We start from the raw sequence: 6866 nt of genomic DNA, 5'->3' as shown, positions 1-6866 counted from the left end.
GGCTAAATGCGCGACGCGAAGTGCGCGGAATGTCGAAACAGCATCTTCACCCATAGGGTGAACCCGGCATGAGGGCGGAACCCAAGCGCAGCATGGATCCGACCGGGCGAGCTCACGGAATCAGGTTCGGTTTTGGTAACGGCGTTCATGGTGACAACTCCTAGCGATAGGGATGCAGCAGTGAGAGAAGCGGCAAGGGCTGCTGCCTGCCCCTGCCGCGTGGGAAATCAGGCTTTCAACTGGCGCAGGCCATCGGCCAGCAGCCACAGGGCGCGATTGAGGCGGATGCCGTTGTCGATGCTCTGCACGGCGCGCGTGGTCTGGCGGCGACCATTCGCGGCGCGGGCGGAAAGGCCGCCTTTGATGAGGTTTTCCTGCGTGCGGTTGAACACGCTCCACAAGTCGCGGCGGCTGTCGTCGTGACGGCGCGGCATCAGGATTTGCGATTCGGTGACGGGTGCGGGCGTGGCCTCGTCGTACTTCAACGCCAGCGCGGCACGGGCGAACACTTCCGATTCCCCGGCATCCAGCGTGATGGCCTGCATGGCATCGCGGGATACCTGCGCCCGCTCGAAACCGTGCAGGACTTCATAAGCGCCTTCGATGACATGCCCGGCGACGTCGCCCTTGTGGGGTACGCGCACGTCCGCCACGGTGTCGCCGCAAACGAGGCCGTTCTGGCACACGAAACGGAACATCCCGGCCAGCATCTGATAGCTGCTCGTGCCGTCGTGCGAGTTCAACAGGATGATTTCGTTGGCTTCGCGGCCGTTGATCTGGCTGGCGTGGCGCAGCCGGATCATGTGCTTGGTGTACTCGCGGCGGTCGTCATGGCGCACGCGGGTCTGGCACACCATGAACGGCTCGAAACCTTCGCCGCGCAGTTCCTGCAATACGGTGGCGGTGGGGATGTAGCTGTAGCGCTCGGAGCGGCTTTCGTGCGGGGCGTCCGCGAAGATGGAAGGCGCTACGGCGCGGATTTGGTCGTCGGACAACGGATAGTCCGAGCGCAGCACCGGGGAACGGGAAGCGAAACGGGATGCGAGTTGCATGGTCTTTCTCCTGACAAGGGTTGGCTGTTGAAACACCACCGGATTCCTAGATTCGAAGCCCGCTTTGGACTTCCGGTGGGGTTGGCGCGGAGACCTGGGCCGGCCTCGTTGCCACCGTCTTTCCTGAGTTCATCGCCCGCGACGGTCAGGAGCGCGCGGACGGGGGCCGTCAAGGAGGCAAGCGCAGGGTTGGTGCGGCCCGCAGGCACAGCCGAGGACACGGCCCGGCGCGCCTTGACGGCCTACGGCCGCGGGCTACAGTCGCGGACAAGGTGATGAAGTCAGGAAAGGCGGATCGACAGGCAACGGCTGCTGCGTTGGCGCAGACCCCACGCGAGCGAAGCGCGCAGGCCCGAAGCTGGAAGCCGGGCCGTAGGCGTCAGCGATGGAAGCCCGAAGGGGGCGAGACGCCGTAGGCGGCTCAATGCGAAGCACGACAGCGCGACCCGGCCAGGCCGGGTGACGCTCAAGGACTTCTCACGCTCCTTGACATTTTTCATATAAATCCTAAAATAGGATCGCTAGAAACCCAAAAAAGGATTTTTATGCCATCCAAGTACGCTCCCATCGAAACCGTCGCACTGCGGCTGGCGGTTCTGCTCAAGCGATCCGAGAAAACACGCGCTCGCGTCAGCGAGAAAACATTTCGCATCCTCTCCGGACGCACCACGCTGCGCGACTCCTTCGTCGTCAGCGTCCGTAATGCACTCGAAGACCTTGGGGTTGTGTCGGTTCGTCTCGACCGCGGCGGCTTTGCCTTGATTGCCACGTCTGCTCTGGAAGGTGCCCCCCCCGCGCTCGTTAAAAACCTGATGCCGGAATACAAGAAACTGTCCGACGACAAGCTGTGGAGTGAGCTGGATTTGCCTGACAGCGAGACAGACGAGTAACTGCACACCGGCAGCCGGCGCAGCAGAAAAAAAGCGCGTCGCCCGCAAGGACGGCGCGCTGCGTGATTGGCGTGCGGTCAGTGCGCGACCATCGACTGCAACTGCTCGATGACGCCGGGTTCGACGAACACGCACGGTTGCTTGTCCGCGATCGGCACGTTGAATACGCGAGCGAACACCTCGCGCTTCAGGTGCGCCAGGCGGCCCGTGCGATATGCCTGTTCGGGCTTCATACGATCAGCGCCGAGCGGCGAGCCGCTGCGCTGCGGATCGCATTCGACCAGCGCAACAAAGCCATCGTCGGACAGCTTTTGGTGTTCCGGGCACATGCCCCAGTCTGTCGCCGTGTGGCGCTCCATGCTCGCGCGTAGGCGCTTGTCCAGCAGGATCGCGCCGGTGTCGAAGCGAGCGCCGCAGACCAGGCAAACGTGTTGTTCGAGGGAAACGTGCGATTTGTCATTCATGACGATCTCCGGTTGCACGGGCGGAATTGCCCGGAACCGTCGCCAGCACGGCGCAGCGCAAGCCGTCAGGGGGCGCAGCCGGCCACGGCCGCGCGCAGCCCTTGACGGCGAGAACGCCGTGGTACCGTGACGGAAAACAGCAGGCCGCTCCCCGCCACCGCACCAGCAAGCGGAGCGCGCAGGCCCACCAAGGGCCGGAGGCGTCAGGGATCAAAGCCGGATGGCCACGACTCGACCTGAGGCGTGGGGCGCAGCCCGCGAGCCCGACGGCGGCACGCCGGATGCTTGGAAAATTCCTGAAACTCCTTGGGAACAAACCGCCTCAGTCGCTATCCTCTCCCTCGTCAACGTGTTGCCGGTTTTTTTGGCGTATCGCCCTTTGGAACTACGCCCACCGCTGACGGCAAAAGGTTTGCTCATACAGGGGAAGCACTGGATGAATCAGGAGAGCATCGTCCGCTATTGGCACGCCGTAGAGCTGCTGCAACCGCAGGCCGCGCCCAAGCTGACAACACGCAGCAGCCCCTATGAAGGGTTTATCCACGACATGGCCATCCAGCATCCGGCCCTACCCTGGATGTCGGGGAGCCTCGTCAGCAAGCAGGTACTGCCCACGAAACGGGTCTGGAGTCACACGCTCTATGCCCATTTGTACGACAGCCGGCTCGTGGCCGACAAGCTCAAGGAGACCTTCGGCGCCGATCAGGGCTACCGGGAACCCCAGGCGCGCGAATCGGCCTTGTTCGCCATCAAGTTCGACATGGATGGCCGGATGATCGAGGACAGCTTCGTGCTTTCCAGCGAAGCGTGGTTTCTGGGCCAGGTCCTGACCGGCAAGGATTGGACGCGGGGATTCGAAGAGGCTCAAAGAGCCCTCCGCGATGAGACGAAAGCGCGGATGGAGGACCCGGTATCCGGCGCAGCCCTGCGTGAATTGACGCAACAGATTGTGCAGTCTCTCGGCGTGGCAGAGTTCTTCGGCGACATGGACGACCATCGGTTTCGCTTTCGCTCCCAGCCGGTAAAGCCGGACAAATCCGAACCGGAAGATGACCCGCTCAACAGCTTCCTGCTCGCCGATCTGGCCGATGTGGCGGACCAGGTCGGGAAAGGCGTGAAAAGTGGGCCGCTAGACCAATACCTTCGCAGGCACGATCCGCAGACACGCCTGCACATGGACGACGACCATGCTTCTCCGCAGCTGATCGACCGGTTAATGCCTGATGGCTACGCAGATAGCTGCTGGCCGAGCGAGCACCACCTGGGACTCGTGCACTCCCAACAACTGGCCGTTAATACGATTCTGTCCACCCTTGCCGATGGCGAGGGTCTATTGGGTGTCAATGGTCCGCCAGGCACCGGCAAGACGACCCTGTTGCGCGACCTGATCGCCTCTATTATCACCCGTCGGGCTGATGCGCTGGCCACGCTGTGCCGCGCCTCCGATGCGTTTGTCAAAAATGGCCGCGAAGTAGCCAATGACGGCGGCAAGCAACAAACTTGCTTCAAGCTCGATCCTGCCTTGTATGGGTTCGAGATCGTGGTCGCTTCGTCCAACAATGGCGCCGTCGAGAACGTCACGCTCGAATTGCCGCAGCGAGACAAGATCGACGCAAGCTGGCTCCCGGACGCGGAGCATTTTGCCGAACTGGGGGCATTGGTTGCCGGCAAGCCCGCCTGGGGACTGATTTCCGGCGCACTGGGCAGCAAGACAAGACGCAGCACCTTCGTGGATCGCTACTTCTACGGCAAGCGCCCCTTCAGTGTGGATGGCTCGTCGGGCGTTCCACCCGAAGACGAGGTCGCTGTCGAGCCCAGCGACGACGTCGACGATGGAATGGATACTCCATTGGGCTCGCCCTCTATGGATGCGGAAAGGGGCGGCGAAACCCACAAGCGGGGCGAGACACCTCATGGGCAAGAGACTGCGGACAGCCCTCGGGGCTTCTTTGGCTGGCTTGGAGAATGCGTCCAAACCAATGCATCCCGCTCCTCGGAACAACGCCAAGAACTGTGGTATCAGGCCGTCGCCGACTACGAAGCCGCCAAAACCGAGGCCCGAGATACGTGCGCCGACGCTGTTCGCATTCGCGAACTAATTCAGGGGATCGGCGAGATGAGGCAGAAGATCCGCGACACATCCAAGACGCTTGTTGCACTGGAAAAGAAGCTGGCCGACACGACACGCCAGCTCCTGCATCTGGACGCCGAGGAGAGCCCACCCGTCCACCTTGCGTTCCAGCAGTGTCTTGAGGCGCTCGAGTTGCATCAGGCGTGCAAGCCGAACTTCTGGACCAAGCTGCTCAGCCTGTGGGGCACCCAGCGAAGCTGGAACACGGTGCGGAAGCGGTTGGAGAGCCAACATACCCTAGCCAAGTTCGAGTTCGAGCGGGTGCAGCGACTCGTCCAACAACTCGATGGCACGCGGAAAGACTTAGAAGGCCAGACGAACGCCGCGCGTGAAGACATCCGGGGACAGCGGGTTCTGGAACAGCGTCTACAGCAAGAGGCCACGGTAGTCGCCGAGGCCTACCAGGCAGACCATCTACTCGCCTGGCTTCACGGCGATACGGTCGGCCGCGGCGACGCCATCGAACTGGCCGAGCCTTGGCGCGTTGGCGGCTGGCGGCAAGCACGCGCCAGCGTCTTCATCGCCGCGCTGAAGCTTCATCGAACCTTCTTCGAGCTGGAGGCGTCTCGGCTGCGTTCCAATTTGTTCCTGATCAACGGCATCTTGACGGGTGCCCGCTTTCAGGGCCTCTCCCGCGAAGCGATCCGTTCGGCCTGGGCATCACTGTTCATGGTGGTTCCGGTGCTGAGCAGCACCTTTGCGTCATTCGCACGCTCATTTGGCTCCCTGGGGGTCGGCGAGATCGGTTGGCTGCTGGTGGATGAAGCTGGTCAGGCCACGCCGCAAGCTGCCGTCGGCGCACTGTGGCGATCCCGGCGTGCGCTGCTAGTAGGCGACCCGCTGCAGCTCAAGCCTATCGTCACGGTGTCCGATGCGGTGCTCGAACACATGCGTACCCGCTACCGCGTCGACGCGCATTGGCTTCCCAATCGGCAATCCGCGCAGACTCTGGCCGACGAGGCCACCGCATGGGGTCGCATGGCTGGACCGGCACAGAGCAAGGTCTGGGTAGGGTTGCCGCTGGTCGTGCACCGTCGTTGCGACAAGCCCATGCATGATCTGGCCAACCGCATCGCCTACGACGGTGCCATGGTGTATGGAACATTCGCACCACCACCGGACAAGGAAACACGCGCCAGCCTGCCGACCGGGTGGATCCATGTCGGTGGCACGTCCCAAGGCAACTGGGTGCCTGCCGAGGGTAAGGCGCTACAGGAGCTGCTGGCGCGCCTGCGCGAAGATGGCGTCGAGGATAACGACATCTCCGTCATCACCCCTTTCAGAGCCGTCCAGCAGAACCTCAAGCGCATGCTTCGCAGCAAAATGGTGAGTGGCACGATTCATACCATGCAGGGTAAGGAAGCAGCCGTCGTCATCATGGTGTTGGGAGGCAATACGTCAGGTCCAGGGGCCCGCAACTGGGCCGTGTCCGAGCCCAATCTACTGAACGTGGCGGCGACTCGGGCCAAACGGCGTTTCTACGTCATTGGTGACAGGAACGACTGGAAGAATCGCTCCTTGTTCTGCGACATCATGGACTTGTTGCCGCTCCAGAGCCTCGCGGCACGCGAGTCGTTGTCATCCAATAACATGGGGGGACACTGAGATGGACACGGCTACCGCAGGCCTCATCGGTACGGCCATCGGCGCCAGCGGCGCCCTGACAGCAGTGTTCCTGACTCACTATTTCACCCAACGCCGAGAGAACGACAGGTATCTGCGAGAGCAAGCGCAGGAGAAATCCAAATGGCTCCGCGACCAGAAACAAACCTGCTACCACAACGCGGTCAAGCACCTGATCCGAGTATGCGCGTTGGGAGCACACGTCAAGAGCAACACGTTCATCAAGCTGCCGGATGACGCTCCAACCACCTGGTATGACGACATTGCGGAAGCCAACGCCTGGCTCACCTCCTTACATTATTTCTGTGGGGACTACTACTATGACGACATTGGTTCGGCCGCCACCGAGTTCCTGAACCTTTCCAATTGGCTAATCGGTTTCAAGCCCACGGGAACCCGGTCCCGGACGCATTTTTTGCACATCCTTTCCGAGGACGGTGAGCTCGACTATCAGGCATTCGTGGACTTCATGAATCAACTTGAGTGCACGATCACGAACTGCGCGCGGCGCGAGTTTCAATTGGGTCCACGACATTCCTCCTTGGACTAAGCACAGGCATCAACACCCGAACTCTGCACACCCCTTCGAGCGAGGACCGTCGCGCCTGGCTGGCGGAGCGCGGCTTCTTGTCGAGAAGCAGGAACGAATGGACCAACGATGGAAAGAACTATTTGAACGGCCTGTTCAAGATGCTGCATACCGGTG

At 61.9% G+C, this 6866-nt stretch carries 5 protein-coding genes; 3 read left to right on the top strand and 2 right to left on the bottom strand.

Annotated elements, in window-relative coordinates:
- Window positions 1–227: 227 nt before the first annotated feature.
- The gene (locus ACO2Q2_RS16195) at window positions 228–1052 is read right to left on the bottom strand and encodes a DUF932 domain-containing protein (RefSeq protein ID WP_423257254.1); all 825 of its coding nucleotides are present in this window, start codon (window positions 1050–1052) and stop codon (window positions 228–230) included.
- A gap of 545 nt (window positions 1053–1597) precedes the next feature.
- Here ACO2Q2_RS16195 and ACO2Q2_RS16190 point away from each other — a divergent pair.
- Window positions 1598–1942: a hypothetical protein gene (locus ACO2Q2_RS16190; protein WP_423257252.1), complete on the top strand. Its 345-nt coding sequence runs from the start codon at window positions 1598–1600 to the stop codon at window positions 1940–1942.
- Between the two features lie 77 nt (window positions 1943–2019).
- Here the strand turns inward: ACO2Q2_RS16190 and ACO2Q2_RS16185 are convergent, their stop codons facing one another.
- The gene (locus tag ACO2Q2_RS16185; protein WP_423257250.1) at window positions 2020–2406 is read right to left on the bottom strand and encodes an ATPase; all 387 of its coding nucleotides are present in this window, start codon (window positions 2404–2406) and stop codon (window positions 2020–2022) included.
- Window positions 2407–2626: 220 nt separating this feature from the next.
- On the opposite strand from ACO2Q2_RS16185, the gene ACO2Q2_RS16180 reads away from it, so the two are divergent.
- Together ACO2Q2_RS16180 and ACO2Q2_RS16175 are read left to right on the top strand one after the other, a co-directional pair.
- A complete protein-coding gene (locus ACO2Q2_RS16180; RefSeq protein WP_423257248.1) occupies window positions 2627–6142 on the top strand; it encodes an AAA domain-containing protein in 3516 nt (1171 codons plus the stop codon).
- Window position 6143: 1 nt separating this feature from the next.
- Entirely contained in the window at window positions 6144–6710 is a 567-nt protein-coding gene (locus ACO2Q2_RS16175) for a hypothetical protein (protein ID WP_423257246.1), read from the top strand.
- Window positions 6711–6866: the final 156 nt, after the last annotated feature.

The sequence above is a fragment of the Dyella sp. KRB-257 genome, from assembly GCF_049445995.1.
GTDB lineage: Bacteria > Pseudomonadota > Gammaproteobacteria > Xanthomonadales > Rhodanobacteraceae > Dyella_A.
The sequence above is the reverse complement of the archived record's forward strand: the minus strand, read 5'-3'. Positions and strand labels throughout refer to the sequence as shown.